Genomic DNA, 24,772 nt, shown 5'->3' on the forward strand with positions numbered 1-24,772 from the left:
ACCGTGAATTACCACGATGTTGAATCATTTGAGCCAATTTTGCTCACCTTCGTCTCACCTTCCCAAAGCGCCAAACCTGTTTTAATATCGGTCATAGTCAGTTGAAACGAGTAATCCACACGTTTATCACCTGAGCCAATTTTGGTGTCTCTTTGAATCACTTTACCTGAAAGTGAATAATCAGGCGCTATTATCTGTCCCTCAGCTGCAATGGTTTTTTGGTTAAACTCTTTGATATTTCTAAGCTCTCGGACTTGGTAACTCATGGCATCCTCAGGTCCACCCGCACGAATGGCAGTGGTGGTAATAAACTTACCTTTACCGTTTTGAAGCAACTCGATACGAATTTTTTTGGTTAATAAATCAGTATCGAAGCGTTGCATCGTATCGTTGATAACGGTTGAAATGGCAACCACATACTGTCTTCCGTCATTTTTCATAAGGTATGGATTTTTTAGCATACTTTGAACCGCCTCAGCTACTGCTTTTTCAATATCCACCTCATCAATGCCTAAAGAGACCGCCTCATTGCTTTGTACATCGGTGGGTTTAACATAAGTGGCTTGTCTTGCACATCCACTTAAAAGCAGTGTTCCTAATAGCACTGCTGTAAAACTCTTTTTAACTAACATTTTTTATCCTTTTAATGAGAATTGGATGTTGTTGAATCAGTCGTCGCTGACTCCTCTTTTTCAATGAAAAGCATATAACTGCTCACCTCAGCAATAGGAGCTACCGCATCAATGACGTGTGTGCGCCCTTCTTTGAGTTCTGCTTTTTGCCAACGATTTAAACGAGAATCAATGACAAAGCCTTGCGCATCTTTCCACTCCACTTTATACAGGAAAGTTTGTGGGAAAGAGGAGAGATTGCGTACGCTAAATTGCACCTCTTTGTTTTCATTCAGCCAACGCTCGTTTTTGGTAATCTCAAAGGTGTCGCAAAAGTTTTGAGCGATAGAAATATTTTCAGGTAATACGCACATTTTGGGTGCGCAACCACTTAAAAGAGCTGCGACAAACGCAACGCTTAGGGCTTTAGAAAGCAACTTTGTCATAATAAACGCCTCCTTGTGTATTGTAGGTTCTTACCACATAAATATAATTTTTACTCACATCCACACTATCGCGTAACAACAATCTGCCGTGTGCATCGTATATTTCTAACACACCATTGCTAAGGGGGACTTTAAGGGCACTAAAATTTTTAGGCAAACTCTGCCAACTTCGCACATCCGCATTGTTTTTAAGTACCCCAACTAAGCCTACACCCACTTGCGCTAAAATATTTCCCTGATCGGCTGCGATTTTTTGCAACACCAAATCGGTGGTCGTACGCATAATGGCTCTGGTTAAAATAGCAGGAAAACGCTTTTCAAACTCACTGGCAATCACGCCATCCATCGAAGCGATTTTAAAGGTATTACTTTTAAAATCCCCATTGACAACACTAATATAAGGCATTTCATCTAGCACAGGCTCTAGGGTAGGAAGCGCTAAACTTGGCATATAGACTTGCCAATGGTTGTTATGACGAATGGGAATAGGAAGGGCTATCTTCCAATCTCTCTTCTTGCTTGCGTACCCGCTCTCATAAATAATATGCGCATAAGCTTTGCTATCGACCTTACCAGAAAGCGCACTCAGACACACCGCTAAATCATGCTCAATCAGTGGGTTTTTTGTCATACCATAGGCTTCTTTGAGCAAATCAACCGCCTTTTGATAATCCTTCATTTTTAAAAAATAAAGCCCCGCCATGTAATTGACAAAGGGGTTATTAAAGTTAGGATATTTCTCATACGCATCTAAAAACTTGTAGTTTTGCGCAATAATCGAATCTGCCTCTTTACTCTGCCCTACGGTAATGTTTTTTTGCTGATTTTGCGCTCTCTCTTTGGCTAACTTCGCTTCTTCAATAGCAATCTCTTTTCCAAAATACTCTTGTGCCATTCGTTGGCGCTCTAAAGCTCGATTAAACTCTACTCTCGCATTAGCGTGGTCGCCTAAAAGCATAAAGTTCATCGCCTTATACGTATTGGTCATCACCTTATCATACGTCATCCCCTCATAATCCATAATCGTATCGTTAATGAGCACCGCACCCACATTTTGAGTCGCACTGCCTAGTAAAAGTTGTTCATCATACTTTTTAAAGGCACTATCGACACTATCAAAGACTTGAATGGACGCTTTATACTCTTTTTGCATCCTAAGTGCGGTGGCTTCTTGCAGTGACCATAAAATGTCATTGGAAACTCCTTTTGAGACCTCTTTTGCCCCTTTAAAATCCCCTGCTCTAAACTTTGCTTCGTATTGTGGGAGCATCTGTGCTGTGGTTGCACATCCCACAACCAGCCACAACAGAGCTATCATGGATAGACTTAATTTTAAGTTATGCTTCCATTGCATTCATACGCCTCCTAACTCCTATTTCGTGAAGAACTTTATAGAATTAATGCTTAATAAATATGCTGTGTGATTATTTTACATGTAAGTCCTCATAATCTCACACTTTTTTGTTACAATGCCCTCTTTAATCTTTTTTACCCCTAAAGAGATGCTATGAATGATACACTTTATGTTTACCGCATCAACACGGGTTCGTGTAATGGATGCGATGTTGAGATTTTGGCCAGTGTGCTTTTACCTAAGTTTGGTTTTGACGCCCTAGGATGTGTCTATACAAATGACCCTACCCTTGCTAATATTCTTCTGGTTACTGGAGCGATTACCGCACGTTCTACTCCCTATTTACAAGCAGCGCTGAAACAACTACCCTCAAAAAAAATTGTCGTAGCCTTAGGCATTTGTCCGATTAGTGGAGGCGTATTTCGTGATAGTTACGCTATTACAGGTCCTTTGGATACCTTTGTCGATGTGGACGTCAATATCTCAGGCTGTCCGCCTTCTCCCAAAGAGATAGCCCAAGGACTTGCGCAAGCGTGTGAACTCTGGAGGGAGCGATACCATGCCCATTAAATTTGAAAACACCCTGTGTGTTCTGTGCAATACCTGTCTTTTTGTTTGCCCAGCTAATGCCATTTGCATTGAAAAAACAGCGCAAACAGAGTCTATGTATGACTTTACCCTTTGGCACAATAGCTGTACGCTGTGTGGTAACTGTATTTATTACTGTCCCTCAGGTGCGCTTCGTATGAGCGATGAAACCACTGCCATCTCACTTCAAGAACACAAATACACCCACGCCATCCATGCAAACGTTTCTCTTACAACCTGTTCTTCGTGTGGAAAAGAGATGGTAGCCCTGAGCGATTCGTTTTTACACAAAGCCTTTGGTCACACGTCTACTTCCTTAGAAGAACACTTTCGCCTCTGCCCAACGTGCAGACGCACCCATACCTTTTCACAACGAGTCTTAAACCCATGAAACACCTACAATCTAACCTCACCCACCTTGCCAACACCCTTGACATTCCAACCTCCTTTGAAATTTCCAACGATGCGTTGTGGGCTTCTATAGAAGATACCAACGCTTTAGAGGAGTTTGCCAAAGGCTTACAAACTATGCACGCAAGGGTGTGCATGATAACCTGTGCTCGCGTGGATGAGGGGCATGACATTCTCTATCATTTTGATATCAAAGGGGTACTTTTTAATTTAAAATTGCACCTCAAAACGCCCCTGCTTCCCTCCATTACGCCGTTATTTGAGAGTGCGAATTGGGCGGAAAGAGAACTCAGTGAGCTTTATGGCATTACGTTAGAAAATCATCCTAATCCTGCTAAACTCTTCATTGATGAGAGCATTAAAGAGGCTATTTATGAGGCGTATGTTCCTCTTTCTTCAGCGATGAATGGTGAGGTTTCTCGCCACTTATGGGAAAAGGTAAAAATGGCACAAGGAGAAAACAATGGCTGATGTGAAATGCATTTTAGGACCGTTTGATGTCGCCCTTGAAGAGCCTGTCTATTTTAACATCACCCCCAATGCGGATGGAAAAACCATTCAAAGTGTTGAGATGATCAATGGCTTTGTGCACCGTGGCATGGAGTCGATTGTTCTTCGAAAAAACTTTTTACAAAACCTGATTATCACGGAAAAGGTGTGTGGGCTTTGCTCCAATAATCACCCTTTTACCTACTGCATGGCAGTGGAAAAACTCTCGCACATCACCATTCCTAAACGTGCAGCCTATTTACGGGTGATTGCCGATGAAACCAAACGGGTAGCAAGCCATCTTTTCAATGTCGCCATGCTTGCGCACCTTCTCAAACGCCACACTTTAATGGGTTCTTTGTTAGAAGCAAGGGAGCATTTTCAAGATATTAAAGAGCAGATTTGGGGCAATCGTATGGATTTGAGCGCCAATGTCATTGGTGGTGTCAAATACGACTTAAATTCTGAAAAAATTGCGTTTATGAAAGAAAAAATGGTGTTAACACGCACAGCGCTTGAAGCGATTGTTCACATCTTTGAAACCGATGAGAGCCTTAAAAAGCGCATTCAAGGTGTGGGCGTTTTACCACACGAAAAGGCACTGAGTCTGGGTGTCGTAGGCCCTGTCGCACGAGCCAGCGGGGTCAATAACGATGTACGCTTTTGCGCTCCTTACGCTGTTTATGATGCGCTTAGCTTTAAGGTCATCACCCGAAGTGAAGGCGATGTTTACGCAAGGGCAATGGTCAGGCTTTATGAAATTTTCGAATCCATGAGCCTTTTAGAACAAGCCTTTGACGCCTTACCTGAGGGAGAAATTGCTTTACATGTAAAGAGTGTGGTGCAAAAAGGCGAAGCCACTTCTCGCAGTGAAGCACCCAGAGGAGAGCTGATGTATTATCTCAAAAGCAATGGATCTCAAAAGCCTGAGCGCATGAAGTGGCGAGTGCCCAGTTATATGAACTGGGAAGCACTAAAAGTGATGCTCAAAGACAATGCCATCGAAGATGTCGCACTCATTTTTAATAGCATTGACCCTTGTATTTCGTGCAGTGAGCGTTGAGTATGCGCCATCAATTTATTATCACACAAACCGATGCTTGTATTGGGTGTTTAAGTTGCGAATTAGCCTGTGCGGCGGCACATGCGAACATCTCTTTTGAAGAGGCGTACACCACGTCACTACCACTCCTTTCACGTAACCGTGTCATTCAAAGCTACGGCAAAATGGCACCGCTTCAGTGTATGCACTGTGAAACGCCTTCGTGTTTGGCGATTTGTCCGCATGGCGTCATTTCATTGGAAGAAGGATTTATCAAACTGGATGAAACAGCCTGTGTGGGGTGTGGATGCTGTGCTTTAGCGTGTCCGTATGGTGCTATTTCAATGGTCAAAGAAGATGAGAGAGTCTATGCGCTTAAATGCAACCTCTGTTTTGAGCGAGACAACAATCCAGCCTGTGTGGAGCATTGCCCAACGCATGCACTCTCGCTGATGGATTACGCCCACGTTGAGGGCTTTCATGCATGAGTATTCCATCGTTGCATCGTTAATTGATGTGTGCGAAAAAGAGGCAAAAAAACACCACGCCAAAGCCATTGAGCGCATTGAAATCGCATTGGGGCGTTTAAGCGGGGTTGAGCCTCATTTACTGCAAAGCTCTTTTGACACCTTTAAAGAGGAGACGCTTTGTGAAGGTGCTACCTTAGTCATCGAGCTGTGCGATGTCATCTTAGAGTGCGAGGTGTGCCATGAGCGAAGTGTGCTCAAAAAGAACCATTTTATCTGCCCCAAATGCCAGAGCGAATCGGTACGCATGGTGGGTGGGCAAGAGTTACATGTAAACAGTATTGTTATTAAAGAGGCGTAAATATGAGAAAATATCATTTAACCAAAGCATATCCCAAAAGACGTGACGCACAAAAGCGCATTTTTGATTTTCACCCTATTTATCACGATTTTGATGCGCAAGAAGCCATGGAGCAAGCGAGTCGGTGTATTCAGTGTCCTGTGGATATTATGCGAGGGCTTCAGAGTAAATTTCACTTTTGCCGTACAGGATGTCCTTTAAATAATGAGATTCCAAAATGGTTAAAAAAAACATACGATGGGGATATTTTAGGGGCATTTGAACTCTCCAATGCTCGCTCGCCCTTTCCTGAAATTCTAGGACGGGTCTGTCCAAAACAGGGCTTATGCGAGAGTTCGTGTACTTTAGAGAAAACGCCTCATCATGCCGTGAGCATTGGAAACATTGAAGTCTATCTCAATGAAACGGCCTTTGAAAACCATGCCGTTCCTTCCTACTCACACCCCAATCCCACACCTTACAAAGTGGCTGTTGTCGGTGGTGGCCCTGCTGGACTTAGCTGTGCGACGTTTCTCATGCGTATGGGCATTAGCGTCGAAATTTTTGAGAAAGAGGATAAAGTCGGTGGGCTTTTAACGTATGGTATTCCTAACTTTAAACTGCCTAAACACACTATTTTACGGCGTGTGGAGTGGATGAAAGAGGCGGGACTTACAGTGCATTACCGCACCGAAGTGGGCAAAGATGTGAGTCTGCAAAGCCTCAAAGAGGAGTTTGATGCCATTTTTCTAGGCATGGGTACTCCACTTGGTCGTCAATCGGGCATGGAAAATGAGCATGCCAAAGGGGTGCATCATGTGATGGAACTCCTCATGCTCACTCAAAAAAATCTTTTCAATCACAACTTTCATGAGGCGATTTTTGAAAACAAACACGTCGTGGTCATTGGAGGAGGAAACTCTGCCATGGATGCACTTCGTACCGCCATTCGCCATCGTGCCAAACGGGTAACCTGTGTTTACCGCAGAGATGAGGCACACATGCCTAGCAGTGCCTTAGAGATTGCCTACGCTAAAGAAGAAGGGGTAGAGTTTTTATTTAGCCATGCACCCAAACGTGCCATTCTCAATGACAACCACCACGTTGTAGGCGTTGATATCGTTAAAACCTACATGAATAAAGCGGGAAAACTCTGCTACAACGAAGAGGAACACACCTGCATTAAAGCCGATAGCATCATTTTAGCTTTAGGGTTTGATGCGCAAAAATATGACTTTTTTGATGCGCTTCATCTGGATTATGGACGTGCTCACACTTTGGTGGTGAATGAAAACAAAGAGACAAGCCACCCGTTTATTTTTGCAGGAGGCGACATGGTTCGAGGCGCAAACTTAGTCGTCAATGCTGCGCTTGATGGAAGAACCGCTGCCCTTGGCATTGCTCAAAAACTAGGCGTTGCCAAAAAAAATTTACTTTACATGTAACAAGGAGATAGAATGAAAATAGCGGTACTTTCCCCTTTATTTTCACGCTCATCAGCGTTGGTTGCAGAGCTTAAAACACACTTTAGCGATGTGCGTCTTAACGTAGAAAACCGCCTTAAAACACCTCAAGACATCGTTTCGTTTTTAGAGGGTGTGGATGGAGCGATTGTGGGGCGAGAGATTATGGATGAGGCGATTTTAGCGCAGACTCCCTCGTTAAAAATCATCTCTCGCTATGGTGTAGGGCTCGATAATCTTGATGTCGAAACGATGAAAAAACGAGGCATTACGCTTGGCTGGAGTGGTGGAACCAACGCCAACTCTGTTGCGGAGATAACGCTTAGTTTTATGCTCTCGCTCATTCGCAACCTGCATATCTCCACCACCCTTTTAAAAGAGGGCATTTGGAAAGTCAATGGGGGAAGAGAGCTTAGCGGTAAAACCATTGGACTCTTTGGGTTTGGGCATATTAGCAAACGTGTCATTGAGCTTTTAGCTCCCTTTTCTTGCACGATTTTAGTCTACAATCGCACCCACAACGAAGCAGAAGCCAAACGCTATGGCATTACCTTTGCCAGCAAAGAGGAGATACTTGAAAAAGCCGACATCATTTCCATTCACCTTCCCCTCACAGCTGAATCACACGGCATGTTTTCAAGCAAAGAGTTTGAACGTATGAAACGTGATGCGTTTATTATTAACACCGCACGGGGTGGAATTATTGATGAATACGCCCTTAAAGTTGCACTCAAAACGGGACAAATCGCAGGGGCGGCACTCGAAGCCTTTGAGAAAGAACCTGTGGAAGACACAGAGCTTATCTGCCTGCCAAATCTCATCTGCACACCACATTTAGGCGGCAATTCAAAAGAGAGTATTTTAAATATGGGATACAGTAGTATTGGGCATTTGAGGGATTTTTTTAAGGTGTAAAGAGTTTTGTCTCTAAAAAGGAGTAAATTTATCTTCTTTTTTGACACACATCAATCCTTTATTTTTCTGTATGAAGTACAATGCCACTTTTAATTCATACAGGAGACCCAAAAATGAAATCTCTTTTTTTACGAATGAGAATTATCCATATTGCCGCTTTTTTGATACTTCCTTTTAACGCTTATTTTTTTACAACAAGCACCATAGGCGCTATCATTCAATACCTTCTTGCCCTCATTTTAGTCTTTCACGATATTGATGAGAAAAAATGGGGTGTGGATTTGAGTCGTCAAATCAACCAAGCCTTAGCGTCTATGGATTTGACCAAAACCTTTCACATTAACACCCGTTTTAACGAAGAGTCAGCCAAAATGCTAGATTCTGTTCTTTTTTTCAAAGAGAAAATGAGACATGCCATCACAGGATTTCAAACCCATGCGAGTAAACATGCCCAAATTGCTTCGCAACTCAAGCAGATTGCCTCATTTTTCCAGACCCAAACGCAAAAAGAGAAGGTGATTATTGACCAGAGTATTAGCCATGTTACTGCAATGCAGAGCGTTTTTGATGAAATTAATGACAATGCCCATGAGAGTAAAACGCAGATGCAAAATATGGGAGATCATCTCAACAACACCCAACAAAACATCCTTGCGTTAAATCAAAAAATTACCCAAAGTGTGCATAAAGAAAACCTCTTAGTCAATCAATTAATGGCGTTAAGCCAAGAGGCAAAAACAACGCAAAATGTTCTCAGTGTCATTGATGATATTGCCGATCAAACCAATCTTTTAGCCCTCAATGCCGCCATAGAAGCCGCACGTGCGGGAGAGCATGGTCGTGGCTTTGCCGTGGTTGCGGATGAAGTGCGAAATTTGGCAGAAAAGACTCAAAAAAGCCTTGAGGAAATCAACATCACGATTTCAAGCATCGTCAATGCTATCACCTCGATTAGTGGACAGATGAAAGAGAATGCCACCGAAATCAACATGCTCCAAAGTGTCTCAGAAACAACCAATCATCTCCTCAATGAACTCGTACTGGTAGCGCAAAAGAACATTACACTCTCCAATGCCATCGCTACAAAATCATTGGATGTGAAACAAACAACAGAGCACATCAAAACCTCTTCTCTCACCATGGAATCCATCTTCCATGCCAACCATGAAAAAGGTGGAGAGATTATGGAGATTTCAACCATCTTAGATCACTGGGGCGTTGCACTGGAGGAGAAACTCAACGAATTTAAAGTCTAAAAAAAAGAGCGTCCCTAGTCAAAAATAAACTCTGAAAAGGCTTTGTTTTTATCATAGAAAAGTTTAGCCCTCTAATTTTTAGGCTTTACATGTAAAAAGGCATGAGAGCGTTTTAAACGCTCTTATGCATTGATGCCGTTTAGAAAACTACTTTAAGAGCAAAAACTCCCGTCCCACTTTGACCATTGGTTTTCCACCGTATGCAACGATGTCAGCTGTGGCATTGCTCTCACTCCAGCGTTCAGGAAGAAACGAGCCTGTGCCAATAATGTCAATGGGTGCTTTGGCACATGCCATACTTTTGCATTTTTGTGGGGTAAAGCCTGAAGAAGCGATGATGCCAACCTTTGGAAATCCTGCATCATCAAGCACTTCACGCATACGCCACAATGCCGCTGCTGAAACACCCGTGCCAATAAGATCATGCAACTCCGCTTCGGTACGATAATCCCGCATGGCATCAGGCGCATGGCGTCCTAAAACAGCATAGCTCTCTTGCGTATCCAGCCCTTCTAAAAAGCGACCGCCATGCGTATCAAGGCGTACGGCGATCTTTCCCTCGTGCGCTAAATCAGCAAAAGCGTTACACACCTCTAGGGTATCGGTGATTTCACGACCAAAATAATCCGCCAAAATAGGAATAGATTCTTTCGGAAAACATTCGTGGAACATCTGTGCCGCTTTAATCGTTGAGCCCGCATAACCGATAAGCGCATGAGGAACCGTACCTAGCCCTTTTTCACGACCAAAAAAATGCGCCGTTGCATCGGTTGCATTGCCGATAAAGCCTACGGCTTTTAGTCTACACTGTGCGGCCTTTGAGCCAACCGATGCCCCATACGCCATCATCTCAGCCATATCCACTCCTGCACAATGGCGTGCATCCATCGCCAAAAAAGCAACATAAGGAAGGCTCTCGCACATCTCATACGCATTGTACGCCGCCACACACGCTGAGCCCAACTTTTGCAAGATGAGCGTTTCAAGCTCCGCCAAATGAAAAAAAGAACCGCTCAGATAAAACAGAGGCTCACCCGCTCCTACCCATTCGCCCTCCTCATGCGTCACGTCAATACTGACCTCTATGCCTCGATGCAACGCTTGTGCTTGAATCCACTCGGTGGCTAAACGTGTTGCGCAGAGCACGGGACGACGCAAAAAGAAGGCATACGTCACCTCGATATCGCCAAAGTGCTCGATGATGGTTTTGGTATTGGAAAAATATTTGTCCGTCCATAAAGAGACGTTTATGTCGCTTGGTGCGTGAGTGTTTTGCATACAACCCCTTGTAATTTCATCCTCACTTTATAGTCTCATTTTGCTATACAATCGCTTAGAACGTGACAAAAATAGTGAAAAATACAAAATCAATAACGATGAAGTGGAATTGGTTTTGGTGGAAGTTGGAAAGCATTCTAAATTGTTGCAATAAAAAGTTAAAAACAACTCTTTACATGTAAAGAGAGGAGCGAAAGCTCTCCTCTTATCTTACGCAGTTGAAGAAATAATCTGTTATACCAGCGAGTGTATTTTGTGAGTGGTAGACTTACCACAATTCCGCCTTTGCCATAAAAAGCAATTTGTCTAAGTTCTGACATTCTCTTCTCCTTGTGTGAGTTTATTTCACAACAGAGAATTGCATAGAGTGTTCCGTAGAAAAATACTTTAGAAAAAAATAAAAATAGAAAGCAAGATGTTAATTGTTTTTAGTAGTTCCCTATGATTAGATGAGACTCAAACGGGCGAACTTAGACTTTAAAAATATGAAAGCTCATGTTTGGTTTTTCATCTCAAAAAATTGCATGAGTAACTTAAAATGACGAAATAAAAGTTAAAAGTTTAGCTCAAATCCCTATTATTGTTCATCATTCATTGATGATATGACGATTATTTTTTAAGTAAATCTTGAACATTTAAATTATGGCATGAAGAAATTTGATTATATTTCTCATAATTCTAATATTTGTTACCGTGTAACACACATTCAATTAATAAGTTTCATCTCAAGGAGTAAACACTGAATAGCAACGTTAGTGAATGGTATAGTTTATATACAAACAATAATAAAAAAGGGGGTGTGCGATGATATTTAAATCAATTCAAACGAAGATTGTTTTAATAGCTGGTCTTTGTCTGATTTCAGCAGTGATTTTATTGGTGGGGTATGGGTTGTATTCATCTAAAAGCACACAAGATGTCGTATCCTCGGAGGTTTCTTCTTTATTGACGGAACTCAACATGGAGAGACTGCAAAATTTAGCCGGCGAGCAAAGCGGTACCATTCAGTCTGAATTGGAGTTGGCGTTGAATGCTGCGCGTACGATGGCTAATACCTTTGAAGTGAGTAAACTCAAACCTAAAGATGCTAATGGAGCTCTGAATATTGGTCGTGATCAGCTCAACGCTGTGCTTCTTAATGTATTGAAACGTAACAAGGGCTTTAATGGTACCTACTCCTGTTGGGAGCCAAATGCAATCGATGGCTTGGATACCAACTTCCATGTAGACAAAGACGGTAACAATCCTACTACCGGGCGTTTTACCCCTTATTGGACGCGTGATGATAAAGGCAACATTGCCGTTCAACCTTTAGTCGAGTACGACACCTACGACAAGCATCCTAACGGTGTTCTAAAAGGTGGCTGGTATATTACCCCACGTGAGCAAAATAAAGAGAGTGTGCTTGGACCTTTACCTTATATCGTACAAGGCAAGCAAGTATTCCTAGCAACGATGTCTGTGCCCATTACTGTAAATGGAAAATTTTATGGAGTTGCGGGTGCGGATTATAACTTAGATTTTGTTCAGCAAATTGCCAAAAAAGTTGATTCAGGATTGTTTGAAGCGCATGGACAGGTGTCCATCATTGCTGACAATGGTCTGTTAGTAGCCCAAAGCGAGAATCCTTCCATGATCGGAGGTCATTTTAAACAAGTAATGCCTAAAGATTGGGAAAAAATATACGAAGCCATTCAAGCAGGTAAGGCATTGGTTCGTATCAACAATGAGAGTGGCATGATAGAAACGGTTGCTCCCATCCAGCTGGGGCAGACGGGTAAACCCTGGGCGGTTTTGATTCAAGTACCACGAGACATTATATTGGCGAAAGCGTTGGTGCTGGATAAAAATATGAGCGATCGACTTTACAGCAATGCTTCATTGCAAGTTGTCGCTGGTTTTATCGTTGCTTTACTGGCTATTATTGCAATCTATTTTCTTACCACCAGTATGATTGCCAAACCTCTTTTAAGCCTTAAAGAAACTGCCCATGATTTGGCAACGGGTGATGGTGATTTAACCAAAAAATTAGCTATTAAAAATCAAGATGAAATTGGTGATGCTTCCCATGAGATTAACCAATTTATCGATAAAGTTCACTCAACCATCAAATTAGCAAAAGAGACCAGTTCTGAAAATGCATCGATTGCGCATGAGCTCTCAGCGACAACCCTGCAAGTGGGCAAACGTGTGGAAGACTCTTCAATTATCATTGCTCAAGCCACACACATGTCAAGCGAAACCAAACAAGAAATTGTCTCTTCCGTCAATGAAGCAAAAGCTTCAAAAGAAGAGATTGTTAAGGCAAATAATGAACTCCAAAGTGCTCGTACGTTCCTTCAAAAACTAGGACAGCGTGTTCAAGAGAGTGCGCAAACAGAGCAAGAACTTGCACAAAAAATCCAACAACTTAACTCTGATGCCGACCAAGTTAAAAATGTTCTTACCGTCATCGGCGATATTGCTGATCAAACAAACCTTCTAGCACTCAATGCTGCCATCGAAGCTGCACGTGCAGGAGAGCATGGAAGAGGCTTTGCAGTCGTTGCCGATGAAGTACGCACCTTAGCAGAGCGCACCCAAAAAAGTTTGGTTGAAATCAACGCAACCATTAATGTCATTGTTCAAGCTATCACGGACAGCTCAGAGAGAATGAATGTTAATTCAGCACAAATCCAAGAATTAAATGCGCTCGCGGGGGATGTGGAAAGCAAACTGGATAACACTGTTTCTATGATGAATGTTGCAACCAAACTCAATGAAAAAACGGTTAACGACTACATCCAAACAGGTGAAAAAATCGATACCATCGTTTCCAAAATCGAAGAGATCAATACGTTAGCAACGCAAAATACCAGAAGTGTGGAAGAAATCGCAGGGGCAAGTGAGCACCTCAATACCCTTACCGAAAAACTCAACACCATTCTCAATCAATTTAGAACATAAGTTAAAGCCCTATTTTAGGGCTTTAATCACTTGATTTTCGTGCCACGTAATCCATCAGTTTTGTTGAAAAAAAGCGTTTGAGCCATGTGCCATTCAGATAAACGGGGACGAAGCTACTTTTAAAATTTTTCACTTTACATGTAAAGATTTGATTGCTTAATTTCATTAAAGTAGCCTCCACATTGCCCTATTCCGTAGAAAAAATGGACAGAAATTTTTTTACATGTAAAGAGAGGAAAAGAGAAGGTATTGTATTTTTGATATACTTAACTTTATGAAAATTTGAACAAAGGAGGCAATCTATGAACAAAGATGCAATCTTGGTCTACCTAACAAAGCACAAAGATGAGTTTGCACAAAAATATCACATATCAAACATAGCACTCTTTGGTTCATTTGCACGCAATGAAAATCGTTATGACAGCGATATTGATATTGCTATCGATACAAAACTAAGTGACTATTTTTTACTTTATGATTTAAAAGAGAGCCTCGAAAAAGCATTTGATACCAAAGTGGATATTGTAAGACTCAGAGACAAGATGAACCCTTCTTTAAAAAAGAGAATTTTAAAGGATGGCATCTATGTATGATAAAGAGCTTGTACTGGATATTTTAGAACAGATTATCGAAGCAATAGTCATCGTACAAGAGCGATGCACATTTGCAATCTGCCAAAATGATTTTATGGACACCAAAGAAGGACAAGAAAAGCTAGACAGTATCTGCATGAAGCTCATTGCTATCGGAGAGAGTTTAAAAAATATCGATAAAATTACTGATAATAAGCTTTTAGCATCTTACTCTCTTATTGAATGGAAAAAGATAAAAGGAATTCGAGATTTTATATCGCATCACTATTTTGATTTGGATGCAGAAGTGATATTTGGTATCTGCAAAAATAAGATTGGTGATTTGTTGATGGTGCTTAAACAGATGAAGCTAGACTTGGAAAAAATGAAATAAACCCTAAGCCTGTTTTCGTCTTTATTTCCAAGACCTTTAGTCTAATAAATTGATGAAAAGTTAAAAGTTTAGCCCTCCCCTAAAATTCTTTTTGGATGAAAGGGGACATTAACACAAATGTAAATGTGTCAATGGGGACGAGGCTACTTTTAAAATTTTTCACTTTACATGTAAAGATTTTATTGCTTAATTTCATTAACCCCATTGCCTCATGTAAAAGCCGTTATGAAGATGTTACAATGCCAAAAAACACTCAGGAGTCGATATGGAATTTAGTGAATACAAAGTAGTCACCATTGTTGAGGGAGGGTTTGGAACCATTTTTCTAGGAGCGTCTGGTATTCCTGTTAAAAAAATGGAAGAAACACTCAATAACGAAGTGGTGCATGGATGGCAAGTGGTTTTTCAAATTATTGAAAGTAAGCGATTTCTTTTGTTTTGGTCACGAGAGGCTGTGATTATTACCTTAGGGCGAAAAAATAGTCTTACCTAAAAAATTGTCATTGCTTACTTATTACGCACTCCCCTAAGCTATTATGGAGTAAAATGGCGGATATTTTTTTATGGAGTTAGCAATGGAGAATATTGTATTTCTAAACGGTGATTTTTGTAAGGCAGAAGATGCCAAGATTTCTATTTTTGATAGAGGATTTATTTTTGGTGATGGTATTTATGAAGTGGTACCTGTTATTAACGGTAAAGTGATAGACAAAGCTCCTTTTTATGAGCGTTTTGAAGCGAGTTTGAAGAAAATTAGCCTTGCATCGCCTTTTTGCAGAGCAGAACTTGATGCCATTTTAGATGTTCTCATCGCTAAAAATGAAATTGTTGAAGGTGGCATTTATATGCAAGTAACACGTGGTGTTGCTCCTCGTGAATTTTTCTTTCCTGAAAACACACCTCCTACATTTATGGCGTTTACCTTTAAAAAGAACATTATCAACAACCCTCTAGCAACCACTGGTGTAAAAGTCGCTAGTGTGACAGATATTAGATGGAAACGCCGTGACATCAAGTCTACTTCCCTTTTAGGTCAAGTCTTAGCCAAAGAAGAAGTCCACCAAAAAGGCGTCTATGAAGGGTGGATGGTTGAAGATGGCATGGTGACTGAGGGAACTTCTTCTGCGGCGTTTATCGTGAAAGATGGCGTGATTATCACCCGCCCGCTTTCTAATGCTATTTTGCCGAGTATTCGAAGAAAACTTTTACTCGAACACACTAAAGAGCATGGCATCAAAGTGGAAGAGCGTCTCTTTAGCATTGAAGAAGCACTTAATGCGGATGAAGCGTTTATGGCAAGTGCGACGACGTTTGTTTTACCGATTATTGAGATTGATGGCAAGCCTATTGGCAATGGAAAACCAGGTCCTATGGCAAAAAAACTGCGTGAAATGTATGTAGAAGCAGCCCTTAAAGAAGCTAACGAAAGTAAGTAATTTTTATAAAAAGGCGATATAATGCGTCGCCTTTTTGTTTTTACACATAAACCTCACAATTACGTTTTGTCTTTGATTTTTAAAGAAGGGAGAAACTGATGGTCACGCTTTTTGTCAAAATGCAACACCTTGTTGACCGTATTGTTTCTCATTCTCCTGTCACTAACAAAGAGGATTTGGCACGATTAAACCATTATGTGTGGATTACATTTTTGATGGTGCCTTTATCGCTTGGAGCGGCTCTTTTTAATATCTACTTGGAACATCTTTTTTTATCTTCTTATTTGATTATTTTTTGTGTTTATCTGATTGGTTCACTGTTTATTATTCCCTCCACCCACAAAGTCTATCAGATTTACTACTCTGTCATTCTCTTTTTCACTATTTTATTTTTGTATTTGCTTTACCATTCATATCAAGACCGCTCTCTTATTTTATGGCTTTTTACCTATCCTTTAGGCATCATTTTTTTACTGGGAAGTCGTACAGGTTTTATGTTTAGTACGCTGTTTTTAGGCATTATTCTTAGCTTATTTATCTTCGTTGAACATATTCATACGCTTTATTCTTTCTCTTTTCAAATGCGTTTTTCTATTATTTATTTAACGATCTCTTTTATTGCTAGTTGGATTGAGTATCATCGTTCACGTTATGAACAAGAATCTTTTCAAACTCAAGAAGCGCTTTTAAAAGAACAAGCACTGCTCAAAAAAGAGATTCAAAGGCGTATTGTGCTTGAAGAAGAACTCCAGCACCTCGCCCAAACCGACATCCTCACTTCTTTGTTTAACCGCAGGCATTTTTTAACTTTAGCGCAACAAGAGATCATCAAAGCTCTGCGTTATGAACATTCTCTCTGTTTTGCTGTTTTGGATATTGACTTTTTTAAGCGCATCAATGACACGCTAGGGCATCCTGTGGGGGATATTGTGGTTAGCACCCTCGCACGCCATTTAAAACACAGTATCCGTCAAAGCGATATTGTCGCACGCATTGGAGGTGAAGAGTTTGCCTTTTTACTCTTACATGTAAACGAAGAACAAGCCAGAGCGAAGATGGAGCGTTTGCGTCAAGAGATTAGTGAATGTATCATCGAATACGGAGTGGATAAAACTTTGAGTGTTACCGTAAGTATTGGACTTGCGATGTTACAACCACCAATACAAACCCTTGATGAACTTTATATGAAAGCCGATCAAAAACTCTACGAAGCTAAAAAAGCAGGACGCAACTGCATACGTTAATGCGTGGCTAAACGCTTTTTATCGCCATTGGCATTGAGAAAAACCCCTTTTTTGTTATACCCACCGATAAAAAGTTTTTCTTGCGGATTGAAATGTTCCAAACACGCCTCTTTGTCGTAGAGAATTTCTAAAGGTTTTTTTTCTTTAGCATTGATATGCAAAATATACTCAACACCCTGACTCACCATAACCAATGAGGAAAACTCTTTGCACTCTTTTTTGACTTTTGCAGGTAAAACCGTATGCTTTTTTAGCTCTTTTAATAAAGCGTCATACTGTTTGGTTGTCGCTTCTAAGTGCACTCTGTTTTGTTTGCTGTACACTTTTTGCACGAGTAACTCTATCGTTTCATATTTGAAGGTTTGAGGAAGAGAGCCTTGTACACTTTGCGCCATCAACGATGCGTACATTTCAGGAGTAAGCGCAAAGGAGAGACTATTTTTCTGAGGGGTTTGCGCATAAACCCATCCACAACATAGTACCATCCAAATCCAAACTCTCATGAGCATATCCTCAAAAAAAATGCGTTATTTTATCCTATTTTGGAGCTTACATGTAAAGCTTTCCAAATAACTCCAAATGCGTGAGATAAATCCTGACATCAAACTCTAATTGATGGTAGCTTGGCTCCATTTTTTCACACAAAGCGTAAAAGGCTTTGTTGTGTTCTCTCTCTTTGAGATGGGAGAGTTCATGGACACATATCATCTTTAAAAAGGCTTCAGGGGCTGTTTTAAACACACTTGCCACCCGAATCTCGCTTTTACTACGAAGCCTGCCTCCGTGGTTTTTGATGGTAATGCGGTGCAAACCTAGAGCATCGTTGATGTCGCTGATTTTACCGTCATAAAGCACTTTGGTTATGGGTTCACTTTTACGTAAAAAAGCTGTGCGAAGTTCCATCACGTAAGCATAAAGTGCTTTATCGCTGGTGAGTGAATGTGTCGTTGGATACTTTAAGAGCAGGTATTTTCCCAATTTTTCTTCTTCTATCAACGTACGAATCTGCGCTTTTAAATGTTCTGGATAATGGGCAATATAGGTTAACTTTGGCATCTATCCCTTTTTACATGTAAAGATTTTTTTTAGTTTTTGTTTCATATTTTGAAGCGTTTTAAGATTTTCTTTTTGAAGGCATAAACGCTTATAGGTTTGCAAATCCTTTTCTAAAGAGCTAAGCGTAGCATAAAAAAAAGAAGAATTGGATGGAGCATATCGTTTTAGGAGGATGCAGTAATTATAGGTATCTTGTACCAAACCAAACTTATTTTGCATCATTTTAGATTTTTTAGCGCTCTGCTTTACATGAGCGAACTCAAGAACATAGCGCAATGTTTTGTAACCAAGGCGCAAAGCATGAAATTTTTTAGGCTTGTCATAGATATCTAAGGAAGAAGAGTTCTTAATGATTTTTTTCAGTAATTGTTTTATAATCGTATAGAGTGGCTTGATTAAACTTTGCGTAGAAGATGCCTTGTAAAATGTAGCATCTTTGACATAGTGCTGAATACTTAAAAGATTTTTTTGTCTTGTTATATCGTCTCCACAAAAAGAGGTATACGCCTCTTCTTTTTCTTGAGAAAGACGCTCTTTTAAAGATACTAAAGCATGAAAATCTTCATGCTTTAGCGGTACTAATGTTTGAAGGTAGCCTAAAAAAACATCACGCTCACGCATCGCATTGCTCTCTTTTTGTAAGCTTTTTAACGCCTTGTTTAAAGCTTTAAAATGCATTTCTTCAATAAACGCCTCAAAACTCTGACATAAAGAGCGCATGGAGCGAATCGCCACACGGTACTGATGTAAAGCTTCCTCATCGCCAATTGCCATAAAGGTATGTAACTGCGTTTGTATGTTCCCATAAAGTTGTTCAAATCGAATCTGCAAGAAAGATTGAACACTATACTCTCGTAACATCTTTATATACTTTGACATGAGAAACCTTTACATGTAAACACATCAGTCTTTTAGCGGCGGTAACACATACCCAATAACTCCCTCATCAATCCATCCTCCACCTGCTACATCCGAAGGATTCAGCGTGTAAAAATGATCCATTCGCATCTCTTTACCTCGTGTTTTACCTACATGCACGTATCGATGGAGGGGAACGAGTCGTTTATCACTACTGGCATCAGGAAAAACATACCCACAAATGCCCTCAAAAACATACCCTTTATCACCATTTTTAAGCTCACTCCATCTCGTGCTATACAGATGATCACCCTCTTGTTCACTATAATAGCGATACAGTGGAATAGAATGAGGCACTTTTAAATCATAAATCAAACACTCAATGCGTTCAAAACTGTAATTGCCATTGCCAAATTTAAGTTCATTCCAATTCATCGTATAAAAATGGTCATCCATGTAAGGCGAAAAATAGCGATAGAGTGGTTTTGGGGCATCCACCATTGAAAATTGATTCTCTTGAAGATAACGATCAATAGCAAGAACGAGTGCTTCTTTTTTACTTGCATACACAGCATCATTAGGAATAAGATCTGCAATCGAGATTAAAGAGCCTTTTGCCATATCAACTAAGGTCATGTTCTCATCGTTGAGACTATTTTGCCATGCGGAAAAATCACTCTTAAGTTCACTGCTTGCCTTTGTATAATCAAACGAATCAATCATACATTTAGAAGGATCACCTCCAATAGTTTCAATATTGACGGTTAATTCTTTATTTTTTGAAACAACACTCTCATCGTAACTCAGCTCCGAGGAGACATTGACAATTTTTTTAACCGATGCTTTCACACCCACTTCAATGGAGTACTCTTTACGCTCATCTTCTACAATAGAACGGCACAAAACCTCCAGTCGTCCCCCTAAGGTAATGTTACTCATCAAGTGTGTACCATAGAGACGAATCAGTGTTTCGCACGATTTTGTCTGCACATCTTCTAAGAACTGCGCTTTGACATAGGGCTTTAAATCATTGGCATCAACAACCAAAGAGAGACTTGCTTTACGCATAATGAGGAAAAAACTACCAAAAGAGTATTTGGAAGAGCAACTATTGGCATAATCAAATTTTAAAGACAATGCGCCTGAAAAGACTTTTTTATAAGATGCATCTACTGCTAATTTTGCTGTGAGCTTAGAGCAGTACTCCATAGCATTTTCAGCAACCACAACCTTCGTATCCGAGCTCGTTCCAATTTTTTTCTCAAATCTCTCTGGCTTTTCTTCCAACAAACGAGGCATATCAATCACATTGGCACGTACACCATTGGGATGACAATAAAGCCCTGTCACATCATAACCATAACCCAAAAAAGCTGTTTCAACAAGCTTGGAAGCATTTGGTAAAACCATATCTCTGCTTGCAACGGTTTGTAAAACTTCACCCATCTACGACTCCTTTTTTTTAAGTTTTTCTATGAATGCCTACAAATATTGTAGTCTTTTAGGATTAAGTAAAAATTAGTATTAACCCTTTGTATAAAAAGGTGCGTTATAATCGCAAACAGATATTGTTCGAAAGGTTTTACATGCATCAAAAAATGGATACCATGCTTAAAGATTTAAGCGCTTTGGAGAGTAAAGAAGAGAACTGTGCGCTCGTTTACGCCAAACTCATTGCCCTACCCACTCTTGCTTATCTCTACTTTCTTTTAGGCTATGTGGGTGTTCTTCACTTTGCTGTGGGGACACATAGTATTGTGCTCATTGGACTTATTTTTATCGTGGCTTTGGTCTTTGCCAAACACAATGGCGAGTTTGGTATGTGCCAATTTAAACGCCTCAAACAGAGCTTTCAGACCGAACTCAACAGCTACATTCATAAAAATCTGATGCGTATTGGCGAGATGGAAAAATCCAATGCCAGTTTTGATAATTTTATGGACGATTATGCCAAAAATATCCGCAACGATAACTACGCTTCCATCGCCGCTGGGGTTTTCCCAACAATGGGTATTTTAGGAACGTTTATTTCTATTGCTCTTACTTTGCCCGATTTTTCTTCGCAAACCTCTAGTGCGCTAGAACAAGAAATTTCCGTGCTTTTAAGCGGAGTAGGCACAGCGTTTTATGTCTCTATTTACGGTATTTTGCTCTCGTTGTGGTGGCTCTTTTTTGAAAAGCGGGGCTTAAGTCATTTTGATAGAGAAGTTCAGCGCATTAAGAGCGCTTCGGCTTCACTTTTTTGGACGAAAGAGGAGATAGAACAAGCCTACCTCAAAGAAAATTTACAACACTTTGAGAACATTGGCAAGATGTTTGAACGTCTAAGTTCTAGCGACTTTTTTGAACGCTTAGGTCGCACCATCGAGGGTAAATTTAGCCTGTTTGATGAAATGCTCAAACTTGAAGGCGAAGCGGTTAAAAAGAGTGCAGAGCATTTTAAGACGGGCATGGAAATGTTGGCACATTCAAGCGAAAAACAGCGCAATTTAGTACAACTTCACAATGAAATGCTGAGCAAACTAGACACCTTCAACGCCAACACCACATCTTTACATGTAAAGATGCAAGAGGCAAACGAAGAGATGTTAGCCACCCAACAAGAACTGCTTCGCTCCTTAAAAGAGAGTACACTCACCCGTGTGGAAACCGAACCCAATCTTGAAGTCGAATCGCTCAAAGAGAGTCTAAAAATCATTGATGCGGAGACGGAGGAGATTATTCATAAAATGGATGCGCTACGCTCATGAGACAACTTCATTCAAAAAGCAGTGACCAGACCTTTTGGGTTTCGTATGCGGACTTAATGGCAGGTTTGTTGTTTGTTTTTATTTTACTCATTGGGGCGATTATTATCAAATACGTCTATGCTCAAAGCGATTTAAGTGCCATTAAAACCGACCTTGACGCTCAGAAAAAAGCCTTGGTGATGAGTGAAGAAGAACTCGCACAAAAGAAACGAGATGTCGCACGTATCAGCGATAAACTGATTGCCTCAGAGCAAAAAACCTTAGAGCTCACCACGCTTCAAGCCCGTTTGCAAGAGGAGCTTTCAAAGCTCAAAAGCGATGTTATCCTCTCGGAAGAGTCCTTACTTGCCGCACGTGCACTCTTAGCCGAAAAAGGCAAAGCTCTTGAGGAAAATGATGCAAAGTTAGAACTCAGCGCTAAAGAGATAGAGAGCCTCAAACGCCTACTTTTAGAGGTTGAAAACGAGCGAGATGAGAGCAAGGGAGCGTTGATGGTTACACAAAATGAGCTAAGCAACACCAGCAATACCCTTAAGCTCAAACAAGGTGAACTTGCCCTGCTCTCCCAAAAACTCTTAGATACGAGCACTGCACACCAGCGTTTGGTAGAGGATTTGAATATCACCAAAGTACGGATTAAAAACCTGACAGGCATTCGCATTAAAGTGGTGCAAGAGTTAAAATCAAAGCTAGGGCAAAAAATCAACATCGACCCCAACAGCGGTGCGATTCGTTTACCCTCAGGCATTTTGTTTGATGTAGGCTCGTATGAGCTTAAACCTGAGGCAAAAAAACAGCTCAAAGAGACCTTACAGCCTTACTTAGAGGTGCTTTTAAACGATGCGGATATCAGGGATAACATTGACCATATTATGATTGAAGGTCATACCGATTCGGATGGAAGTTACATGAATAATCTTGATTTATCGCAAAAAAGAGCCTATGCGGTCATGGCGTTTATCTACTCATGGGATGAGAGCAAAAATGCCCTTTTGCAACGCTACATCAGTGCCATTGGACGCTCTTATAGCGATAGAATCTTTAAAAATGGACTAGAAGATAAAAACGCTTCACGCCGTATTGAGATTAAATTTAGCCTCTCCAATAAAAAAGCTATTCAAGAGATAGAGACCTTTTTAGAGCGTAAAGAGTAAGAGGGCTTAATGCCCTCTGTACCTTTCATCATACCCTTCATCTTGGTACTTTCGATGATCAGGGTAGCGTCTTTGCTGTTCTTGGTACGTTTGAGGAATGTAAATCTCCTCCCGCCTAATCACCACGCCCTTATCTTCATAACGCTCATAGCGTCTTCGATCACTACGATAATCATCTCGTAAATCGTGCGTATGACGAAGTGCCTCATAGGCGTGAGAATGCGGGTCTATCCCTGCAAGAAGAGCAATATCACGCCATGAGGCATTTTGACGATAAATACGCAAAATATGCTCATACGATTTGCCTGAGAGTTCGGCTAATCTAAAAATCATATACGCATCTGAGGGTTCACGCACACTATCGAGCAGATAAACCACACCTGATTCTCTCACCTTAAAACGCTCCACCAATGCGTAACGATACCCATAAGGGTCTGCATGGTAGCGATTGTTTAAGCTGTAACGCCACTCAAAATCGACCCCCGCACAGAGCAGCAAAGGCAGTGCTAGCGAACTTATTATCCATAGCTTTAATTTCATTTTTATGACTCCATTATCATTTAAAAGCGAATGATAGCTTATTTCTTCTTTGTATGTTAAAATAAAACCATCTTAACACGAAGCGAAACATTTATGAAAAATAACACCTTTCTCATTTGGCTCAGTATTGCTACATTATGTGTGCTCATTTGGCTCTTTGCTCCGTTTCTTAAAAGCTTAGGCGTGGCTCTTTTACTCGCCCTTACTATGGCACCGCTTCAACGTTTTCTTTTAAAACTATTGACGCAAAAAACCTCACTCTCCACCGCAAAAAAGAACCTGTTTAGTGCGGCGTTAATGACACTCTTTTTATCCCTTATCATCTTTTTACCTCTAAGTCTTTTTTTCTTCCAACTCTTTCAACACCCAACAACCATCATTGAAACGATTCGGACGTTTGATAGCCAAATTCATTTAGATATCACTTTACTGCCTTCTTATCTCTCGTGGGCAAAAGAGCCTTTTGAAACGCTGATTATGCTCTCAAACATGCACAAAGATGAGATTATAGCCTTACTTTCTAAGTGGCTAGGCAGTGGGCTTAAAACCTTTTTGGGAATGCTAAGTGAAATGGTGATGATTATCGTCTTTTTCTTCTTTTTTAACCTCTATGGGCGTTCTTTATTTCTCTTCTTAATACCTATCGTTCCTCTCTCTCGTACCATTAAACGCCAATTTATCTCTGAGATGAGCATTACGCTTTCCGTCGTTTTTTACACCCTTTTAGGAGTTATGGTAACGCAAGGCTTAGCATTTGGGCTTTTTATCGCTTTTTTCGATGGCTATAATGCTCTCTTGCTTGGATTTTTAGCCGGTATAAGCTCGGTGATTCCCATTGTCGGAACAGCGCTTGTGTGGATACCTGTAGCGATTAGTGAGTATTGGCAAGGGGATGTGATGAATGCGGTCATTATTGCCCTCTATTCATGGGCGATGATGGCATTTTTTATTGATAACATCGTCAAACTGCTCATGTTAAACTATGTCAATCGCTCGATGAATGGAGGCGAAGTACGCACCAATGAGTTTATTATTTTCTTCTCCATTGTCGCAGGTCTTGGAGCGTTTGGCTTTTGGGGATTTATTATAGGACCAGCCCTCGTTGCCCTTGCGATTAGTGTTTTAAAAACCCTTCGAAAAATTCATAAACCTAGAGCGTAAA

The 24,772-nt window shown here is 40.7% G+C and carries 29 protein-coding genes; 18 read left to right on the forward strand and 11 right to left on the reverse strand.

Going from position 1 to position 24,772, the window contains the following annotated elements; translation table 11 throughout:
- Nucleotides 1–8 precede the first annotated feature (8 nt).
- The 3 genes from lpoB to SDEL_RS06065 are packed head-to-tail and all read right to left on the reverse strand — an operon-like array spanning nt 9 to nt 2,411.
- Nucleotides 9–632, reverse strand: coding sequence for a penicillin-binding protein activator LpoB (gene lpoB, locus SDEL_RS06055; RefSeq protein WP_012856971.1), 624 nt, complete (start codon nt 630–632; stop codon nt 9–11).
- A gap of 11 nt (nt 633–643) precedes the next feature.
- On the reverse strand, nt 644–1,057 hold the full coding sequence (locus tag SDEL_RS06060) for a YcfL family putative periplasmic lipoprotein (RefSeq protein WP_012856972.1): 414 nt from the start codon (nt 1,055–1,057) through the stop codon (nt 644–646).
- The gene (locus SDEL_RS06065; RefSeq protein WP_012856973.1) at nt 1,038–2,411 is read right to left on the reverse strand and encodes a COG3014 family protein; all 1,374 of its coding nucleotides are present in this window, start codon (nt 2,409–2,411) and stop codon (nt 1,038–1,040) included. The genes SDEL_RS06060 and SDEL_RS06065 overlap by 20 nt, the downstream gene beginning before the upstream one ends.
- Before the next feature lie 153 nt (nt 2,412–2,564).
- On the opposite strand from SDEL_RS06065, the gene SDEL_RS06070 reads away from it, so the two are divergent.
- The 9 genes from SDEL_RS06070 to SDEL_RS12425 all read left to right on the forward strand — a co-directional run bounded on the left by SDEL_RS06070 (nt 2,565) and on the right by SDEL_RS12425 (nt 9,382).
- The gene (locus SDEL_RS06070; RefSeq protein ID WP_012856974.1) at nt 2,565–2,981 is read left to right on the forward strand and encodes an NADH-quinone oxidoreductase subunit B family protein; all 417 of its coding nucleotides are present in this window, start codon (nt 2,565–2,567) and stop codon (nt 2,979–2,981) included.
- Nucleotides 2,971–3,390, forward strand: a complete 420-nt coding sequence (locus SDEL_RS06075; protein WP_012856975.1) for a 4Fe-4S dicluster domain-containing protein — start codon at nt 2,971–2,973, stop codon at nt 3,388–3,390. Before SDEL_RS06070 ends, SDEL_RS06075 begins: the two co-directional genes overlap by 11 nt.
- The gene (locus tag SDEL_RS06080) at nt 3,387–3,881 is read left to right on the forward strand and encodes an NADH-quinone oxidoreductase subunit C (RefSeq protein WP_012856976.1); all 495 of its coding nucleotides are present in this window, start codon (nt 3,387–3,389) and stop codon (nt 3,879–3,881) included. Before SDEL_RS06075 ends, SDEL_RS06080 begins: the two co-directional genes overlap by 4 nt.
- Nucleotides 3,874–4,962, forward strand: coding sequence for a hydrogenase large subunit (locus tag SDEL_RS06085; RefSeq protein ID WP_012856977.1), 1,089 nt, complete (start codon nt 3,874–3,876; stop codon nt 4,960–4,962). The genes SDEL_RS06080 and SDEL_RS06085 overlap by 8 nt, the downstream gene beginning before the upstream one ends.
- A 2-nt stretch (nt 4,963–4,964) precedes the next feature.
- Complete coding sequence (locus SDEL_RS06090; protein ID WP_012856978.1) at nt 4,965–5,429, forward strand: 4Fe-4S dicluster domain-containing protein; 465 nt, start codon at nt 4,965–4,967, stop codon at nt 5,427–5,429.
- The gene (gene hypA / locus SDEL_RS06095; RefSeq protein ID WP_012856979.1) at nt 5,422–5,769 is read left to right on the forward strand and encodes a hydrogenase maturation nickel metallochaperone HypA; all 348 of its coding nucleotides are present in this window, start codon (nt 5,422–5,424) and stop codon (nt 5,767–5,769) included. Before SDEL_RS06090 ends, hypA begins: the two co-directional genes overlap by 8 nt.
- A gap of 2 nt (nt 5,770–5,771) precedes the next feature.
- Nucleotides 5,772–7,193 carry an NAD(P)-dependent oxidoreductase gene (locus tag SDEL_RS06100; protein ID WP_012856980.1) on the forward strand — a complete coding sequence of 474 codons (1,422 nt, stop codon included), beginning with the start codon at nt 5,772–5,774 and terminating at the stop codon, nt 7,191–7,193.
- 12 nt (nt 7,194–7,205) lie between these two features.
- Nucleotides 7,206–8,126 (forward strand): phosphoglycerate dehydrogenase, encoded by a 921-nt coding sequence (locus SDEL_RS06105; RefSeq protein WP_012856981.1) that lies wholly within the window; start codon nt 7,206–7,208, stop codon nt 8,124–8,126.
- A gap of 614 nt (nt 8,127–8,740) precedes the next feature.
- The gene (locus tag SDEL_RS12425) at nt 8,741–9,382 is read left to right on the forward strand and encodes a methyl-accepting chemotaxis protein (RefSeq protein ID WP_245391392.1); all 642 of its coding nucleotides are present in this window, start codon (nt 8,741–8,743) and stop codon (nt 9,380–9,382) included.
- A gap of 147 nt (nt 9,383–9,529) precedes the next feature.
- Here the strand turns inward: SDEL_RS12425 and SDEL_RS06115 are convergent, their stop codons facing one another.
- Nucleotides 9,530–10,660, reverse strand: a complete 1,131-nt coding sequence (locus SDEL_RS06115; protein ID WP_012856983.1) for a nicotinate phosphoribosyltransferase — start codon at nt 10,658–10,660, stop codon at nt 9,530–9,532.
- A 158-nt stretch (nt 10,661–10,818) separates the two neighbouring features.
- Nucleotides 10,819–10,980: a hypothetical protein gene (locus SDEL_RS12135; protein WP_012856984.1), complete on the reverse strand. Its 162-nt coding sequence runs from the start codon at nt 10,978–10,980 to the stop codon at nt 10,819–10,821.
- A 484-nt stretch (nt 10,981–11,464) separates the two neighbouring features.
- On the opposite strand from SDEL_RS12135, the gene SDEL_RS06120 reads away from it, so the two are divergent.
- Nucleotides 11,465–13,606, forward strand: coding sequence for a methyl-accepting chemotaxis protein (locus SDEL_RS06120; RefSeq protein ID WP_012856985.1), 2,142 nt, complete (start codon nt 11,465–11,467; stop codon nt 13,604–13,606).
- 22 nt (nt 13,607–13,628) lie between these two features.
- Here the strand turns inward: SDEL_RS06120 and SDEL_RS12140 are convergent, their stop codons facing one another.
- A complete protein-coding gene (locus SDEL_RS12140) occupies nt 13,629–13,772 on the reverse strand; it encodes a hypothetical protein (protein WP_012856986.1) in 144 nt (47 codons plus the stop codon).
- A gap of 136 nt (nt 13,773–13,908) precedes the next feature.
- On the opposite strand from SDEL_RS12140, the gene mntA reads away from it, so the two are divergent.
- The 5 genes from mntA (at nt 13,909) to SDEL_RS06145 (ending at nt 17,252) form a co-directional block, all read left to right on the forward strand.
- Nucleotides 13,909–14,199 (forward strand): type VII toxin-antitoxin system MntA family adenylyltransferase antitoxin, encoded by a 291-nt coding sequence (gene mntA / locus SDEL_RS06125; RefSeq protein WP_012856987.1) that lies wholly within the window; start codon nt 13,909–13,911, stop codon nt 14,197–14,199.
- Nucleotides 14,192–14,572 (forward strand): HepT-like ribonuclease domain-containing protein, encoded by a 381-nt coding sequence (locus tag SDEL_RS06130; RefSeq protein WP_012856988.1) that lies wholly within the window; start codon nt 14,192–14,194, stop codon nt 14,570–14,572. Before mntA ends, SDEL_RS06130 begins: the two co-directional genes overlap by 8 nt.
- A 265-nt stretch (nt 14,573–14,837) precedes the next feature.
- Nucleotides 14,838–15,065, forward strand: a complete 228-nt coding sequence (locus tag SDEL_RS06135) for a DUF4177 domain-containing protein (RefSeq protein WP_012856989.1) — start codon at nt 14,838–14,840, stop codon at nt 15,063–15,065.
- An 82-nt stretch (nt 15,066–15,147) separates the two neighbouring features.
- Complete coding sequence (locus SDEL_RS06140; RefSeq protein ID WP_012856990.1) at nt 15,148–16,008, forward strand: D-amino-acid transaminase; 861 nt, start codon at nt 15,148–15,150, stop codon at nt 16,006–16,008.
- Between the two features lie 98 nt (nt 16,009–16,106).
- A complete protein-coding gene (locus SDEL_RS06145) occupies nt 16,107–17,252 on the forward strand; it encodes a GGDEF domain-containing protein (RefSeq protein WP_012856991.1) in 1,146 nt (381 codons plus the stop codon).
- On the opposite strand, the gene SDEL_RS06150 is transcribed toward SDEL_RS06145, so the two are convergent.
- From SDEL_RS06150 to SDEL_RS06165, 4 genes are read right to left on the reverse strand one after another with little or no spacing between them, the layout of a single operon-like run.
- On the reverse strand, nt 17,249–17,755 hold the full coding sequence (locus SDEL_RS06150) for a hypothetical protein (protein WP_012856992.1): 507 nt from the start codon (nt 17,753–17,755) through the stop codon (nt 17,249–17,251). The genes SDEL_RS06145 and SDEL_RS06150 overlap by 4 nt on opposite strands.
- Nucleotides 17,756–17,801: 46 nt before the next feature.
- Nucleotides 17,802–18,308 carry a M48 metallopeptidase family protein gene (locus SDEL_RS06155; RefSeq protein WP_012856993.1) on the reverse strand — a complete coding sequence of 169 codons (507 nt, stop codon included), beginning with the start codon at nt 18,306–18,308 and terminating at the stop codon, nt 17,802–17,804.
- Nucleotides 18,309–19,187: a CHAD domain-containing protein gene (locus SDEL_RS06160; RefSeq protein WP_012856994.1), complete on the reverse strand. Its 879-nt coding sequence runs from the start codon at nt 19,185–19,187 to the stop codon at nt 18,309–18,311.
- Nucleotides 19,188–19,211: 24 nt separating this feature from the next.
- Nucleotides 19,212–20,612 (reverse strand): MAC/perforin domain-containing protein, encoded by a 1,401-nt coding sequence (locus tag SDEL_RS06165; protein ID WP_012856995.1) that lies wholly within the window; start codon nt 20,610–20,612, stop codon nt 19,212–19,214.
- Nucleotides 20,613–20,752: 140 nt separating this feature from the next.
- Here SDEL_RS06165 and SDEL_RS06170 point away from each other — a divergent pair, with 140 nt between their 5' ends.
- Nucleotides 20,753–21,916: a MotA/TolQ/ExbB proton channel family protein gene (locus SDEL_RS06170; protein WP_012856996.1), complete on the forward strand. Its 1,164-nt coding sequence runs from the start codon at nt 20,753–20,755 to the stop codon at nt 21,914–21,916.
- Nucleotides 21,913–23,070 carry an OmpA family protein gene (locus SDEL_RS06175; protein ID WP_012856997.1) on the forward strand — a complete coding sequence of 386 codons (1,158 nt, stop codon included), beginning with the start codon at nt 21,913–21,915 and terminating at the stop codon, nt 23,068–23,070. Before SDEL_RS06170 ends, SDEL_RS06175 begins: the two co-directional genes overlap by 4 nt.
- A 6-nt stretch (nt 23,071–23,076) precedes the next feature.
- On the opposite strand, the gene SDEL_RS06180 is transcribed toward SDEL_RS06175, so the two are convergent.
- The gene (locus tag SDEL_RS06180; RefSeq protein ID WP_012856998.1) at nt 23,077–23,610 is read right to left on the reverse strand and encodes a hypothetical protein; all 534 of its coding nucleotides are present in this window, start codon (nt 23,608–23,610) and stop codon (nt 23,077–23,079) included.
- Between the two features lie 93 nt (nt 23,611–23,703).
- On the opposite strand from SDEL_RS06180, the gene SDEL_RS06185 reads away from it, so the two are divergent.
- A complete protein-coding gene (locus tag SDEL_RS06185) occupies nt 23,704–24,771 on the forward strand; it encodes an AI-2E family transporter (RefSeq protein ID WP_012856999.1) in 1,068 nt (355 codons plus the stop codon).
- Nucleotide 24,772 lies beyond the last annotated feature (1 nt).

Source organism: Sulfurospirillum deleyianum DSM 6946, assembly GCF_000024885.1.
Classification (GTDB): domain Bacteria; phylum Campylobacterota; class Campylobacteria; order Campylobacterales; family Sulfurospirillaceae; genus Sulfurospirillum; species Sulfurospirillum deleyianum.

Excerpts from the sequence above, each read along its gene's own strand:
- lpoB (WP_012856971.1), bottom strand. The coding sequence starts at position 632 with ATGTTAGTTAAAAAGAGTTTTACAGCAGTGCTATTAGGAACACTGCTT.
- SDEL_RS06060 (WP_012856972.1), bottom strand. The coding sequence starts at position 1,057 with ATGACAAAGTTGCTTTCTAAAGCCCTAAGCGTTGCGTTTGTCGCAGCT.
- SDEL_RS06065 (WP_012856973.1), bottom strand. The coding sequence starts at position 2,411 with ATGCAATGGAAGCATAACTTAAAATTAAGTCTATCCATGATAGCTCTG.
- SDEL_RS06070 (WP_012856974.1), top strand. The coding sequence starts at position 2,565 with ATGAATGATACACTTTATGTTTACCGCATCAACACGGGTTCGTGTAAT.
- SDEL_RS06075 (WP_012856975.1), top strand. The coding sequence starts at position 2,971 with ATGCCCATTAAATTTGAAAACACCCTGTGTGTTCTGTGCAATACCTGT.
- SDEL_RS06080 (WP_012856976.1), top strand. The coding sequence starts at position 3,387 with ATGAAACACCTACAATCTAACCTCACCCACCTTGCCAACACCCTTGAC.
- SDEL_RS06085 (WP_012856977.1), top strand. The coding sequence starts at position 3,874 with ATGGCTGATGTGAAATGCATTTTAGGACCGTTTGATGTCGCCCTTGAA.
- SDEL_RS06090 (WP_012856978.1), top strand. The coding sequence starts at position 4,965 with ATGCGCCATCAATTTATTATCACACAAACCGATGCTTGTATTGGGTGT.
- hypA (WP_012856979.1), top strand. The coding sequence starts at position 5,422 with ATGCATGAGTATTCCATCGTTGCATCGTTAATTGATGTGTGCGAAAAA.
- SDEL_RS06100 (WP_012856980.1), top strand. The coding sequence starts at position 5,772 with ATGAGAAAATATCATTTAACCAAAGCATATCCCAAAAGACGTGACGCA.
- SDEL_RS06105 (WP_012856981.1), top strand. The coding sequence starts at position 7,206 with ATGAAAATAGCGGTACTTTCCCCTTTATTTTCACGCTCATCAGCGTTG.
- SDEL_RS12425 (WP_245391392.1), top strand. The coding sequence starts at position 8,741 with ATGGGAGATCATCTCAACAACACCCAACAAAACATCCTTGCGTTAAAT.
- SDEL_RS06115 (WP_012856983.1), bottom strand. The coding sequence starts at position 10,660 with ATGCAAAACACTCACGCACCAAGCGACATAAACGTCTCTTTATGGACG.
- SDEL_RS12135 (WP_012856984.1), bottom strand. The coding sequence starts at position 10,980 with ATGTCAGAACTTAGACAAATTGCTTTTTATGGCAAAGGCGGAATTGTG.
- SDEL_RS06120 (WP_012856985.1), top strand. The coding sequence starts at position 11,465 with ATGATATTTAAATCAATTCAAACGAAGATTGTTTTAATAGCTGGTCTT.
- SDEL_RS12140 (WP_012856986.1), bottom strand. The coding sequence starts at position 13,772 with ATGAAATTAAGCAATCAAATCTTTACATGTAAAGTGAAAAATTTTAAA.
- mntA (WP_012856987.1), top strand. The coding sequence starts at position 13,909 with ATGAACAAAGATGCAATCTTGGTCTACCTAACAAAGCACAAAGATGAG.
- SDEL_RS06130 (WP_012856988.1), top strand. The coding sequence starts at position 14,192 with ATGTATGATAAAGAGCTTGTACTGGATATTTTAGAACAGATTATCGAA.
- SDEL_RS06135 (WP_012856989.1), top strand. The coding sequence starts at position 14,838 with ATGGAATTTAGTGAATACAAAGTAGTCACCATTGTTGAGGGAGGGTTT.
- SDEL_RS06140 (WP_012856990.1), top strand. The coding sequence starts at position 15,148 with ATGGAGAATATTGTATTTCTAAACGGTGATTTTTGTAAGGCAGAAGAT.
- SDEL_RS06145 (WP_012856991.1), top strand. The coding sequence starts at position 16,107 with ATGGTCACGCTTTTTGTCAAAATGCAACACCTTGTTGACCGTATTGTT.
- SDEL_RS06150 (WP_012856992.1), bottom strand. The coding sequence starts at position 17,755 with ATGAGAGTTTGGATTTGGATGGTACTATGTTGTGGATGGGTTTATGCG.
- SDEL_RS06155 (WP_012856993.1), bottom strand. The coding sequence starts at position 18,308 with ATGCCAAAGTTAACCTATATTGCCCATTATCCAGAACATTTAAAAGCG.
- SDEL_RS06160 (WP_012856994.1), bottom strand. The coding sequence starts at position 19,187 with ATGTCAAAGTATATAAAGATGTTACGAGAGTATAGTGTTCAATCTTTC.
- SDEL_RS06165 (WP_012856995.1), bottom strand. The coding sequence starts at position 20,612 with ATGGGTGAAGTTTTACAAACCGTTGCAAGCAGAGATATGGTTTTACCA.
- SDEL_RS06170 (WP_012856996.1), top strand. The coding sequence starts at position 20,753 with ATGCATCAAAAAATGGATACCATGCTTAAAGATTTAAGCGCTTTGGAG.
- SDEL_RS06175 (WP_012856997.1), top strand. The coding sequence starts at position 21,913 with ATGAGACAACTTCATTCAAAAAGCAGTGACCAGACCTTTTGGGTTTCG.
- SDEL_RS06180 (WP_012856998.1), bottom strand. The coding sequence starts at position 23,610 with ATGAAATTAAAGCTATGGATAATAAGTTCGCTAGCACTGCCTTTGCTG.
- SDEL_RS06185 (WP_012856999.1), top strand. The coding sequence starts at position 23,704 with ATGAAAAATAACACCTTTCTCATTTGGCTCAGTATTGCTACATTATGT.